2 protein-coding genes are annotated in these 1,960 nt (G+C 46.8%); both read right to left on the bottom strand.

Going from position 1 to position 1,960, the window contains the following annotated elements; genetic code table 11:
* Positions 1 to 82 precede the first annotated feature (82 nt).
* On the bottom strand, positions 83 to 1,768 hold the full coding sequence (locus tag F6K20_RS36385; protein ID WP_287298080.1) for a purple acid phosphatase family protein: 1,686 nt from the start codon (positions 1,766 to 1,768) through the stop codon (positions 83 to 85).
* The coding region (locus F6K20_RS36380) for a hypothetical protein (protein WP_287298078.1) at positions 1,740 to 1,960 on the bottom strand (221 nt) is incomplete at its 5' end. The genes F6K20_RS36385 and F6K20_RS36380, both read right to left, overlap by 29 nt.

Below are 1,960 nucleotides of genomic sequence, written 5' to 3'. Positions count from 1 at the left end.
TCCACACTTCCCACACTTCCCACACTTCCCACACTTCCCGCGCCCCCGCCCCACACTTCCCACACTCCCCCCTCTGACCACCCTAATCCCTTGGCTTTAACAGAAACTGATCGAATTTAATCACCTCTGAATTAGGCGATCGCGTATCAAAGCGATAGCTAGTTACTATACCGGTGCCAGTATCCAAGATACTAAACACAGTCACGTCATTACTAGCGATATAAGGCAAGGGCTGGTTATTGTCTCCTAACAATGGCGCTATGGTTGGCCTCACTGGCTCTAATCCATTTGGGTCTACAGTAGCGGAATAGTTTTCGTTATAACCAGTTGGTACTGGGCGCTTCTTCTGACCAACATAAGCACCATAACTATTCCCCACATTGGAGGATTCTAAAAAATGCATGCCATTACCATCAACAAAGCGATTCCATAGATGGGAATGCCCATAATACACCAACTGCACACCAGCAGCTTCTAACAATGGCACCACATCCCGAATGATATAATCCTGGTCTTTGGGGTACTCATAACGCACTGCTGTCACCTTACCCGTCCGATCCCGCTCAATGATCTGCACTGGGTCAGTATAAGCTGGGACAATATTGTCCCCTAGGCTATGGGGAGGATGGTGAAGCATCACAATTTTATACTTAGCTTGTTGGAACTCAGTGCTATTGAGTTCTGCCTGGAGCCATTGGTACTGGGGACTCCCTTTACTAACTGCTTCAAAGATATGTTGTCCGTATCCCCAAGCGATGGGATTGTCTAAATCTTGTTGCCGTTCTTGATACCTACCTTTGGCATTAGGACTTAAGCTAGGTGTCCGCCAAATATTAGTAATGTACAACACCACTAAGCGAATATCACCAAAGGTTACCGCATAATAAGGTTTGCCATTAGGTAGGTAAAAAATCTCGTTATAAGTGTCAGTATTATAGGTATTATTTTTTAGCCAAGCTTGGTAATAATTAGGGTCATTATCTGGATTTAACTGTTCAGCTTTTTGCTGATAGATGGCTTGTGCTGCAGCCCGAGGAAAAGGGTCATTGAATTGGCTATTCAAATCCTTTTCCATAGAAAAACGCCCCATCACTTCATGATTGCCAACTACAGGAAAGATCGGGGCATGTTGAATAATTTCACCGCCATGGTAGGTAGTTTGAACCCCATTCTTTTCCAATTGGTAATTGGCTCGACCCTGAAGACAGGGGAAAAAGGCACCACCCCGGTTATCATCAAACCATTCCGAAGCCCGGTCAGGAATATTAACTAAATCACCAACATAAAACACCCCATCGATTTGGCCTACGGTTTCTACCACCTTCTGGAGATTAGCTGCTGTCATCGGCATTAGTTGATGGTCAGAGGTCAGAAGAATTTTCTGGGGTGTCTCAGGGTTTGGTAGAGCACTGAGGCTATAGAGCTTGCTCCTGACAACTTGCCCATTCTCCTTGATACTGGTGACTTGATAGGGAACACGAAGACCAGGAGTCAGTCCAGTTACGATGGCTTCATGACGCCAAATATCCCGCATGATTGGCTTCTGGTAGACTTGGGAGTCTTCGGTCTGGTTGCCGACTCGGGATTTTTGGTCTTCCCGAGTGCGGCTGAGTTTAGTAGTAGTAGCAGTGGCCTTACGGTAAGAGGTCGTGCCGTAGGTAACGGTGTGGCGGGAGCCAGGAAAGTCGGTAAACCAAACCACCCGCACGGAATCTTCTGTAGGAAATTGTAAGAATGGGTCAGTCAGTAATTCGTAAGCGGATGTCATGGCTCGCTGCTGGGTAATTTGCTTGATAGTTGGGACAAGAACAATTACACCGATCACTATAGCTGCCATGAGGATAAAGCGACTGATAGAAAACTTGACCATGAAAGCTATCTGGCAGGGAATCGGGAATCGGGAATCGGGAATCGGAACCCACCCCTAACCCCTCCCAGGAGGGGAACGGGAATCGGAACA

The organism is Moorena sp. SIO2C4 (assembly GCF_010672485.1).
Classification (GTDB): Bacteria; Cyanobacteriota; Cyanobacteriia; order Cyanobacteriales; family Coleofasciculaceae; genus Moorena; species Moorena producens.
This window is presented reverse-complemented; position numbering and strand designations above follow the sequence as displayed.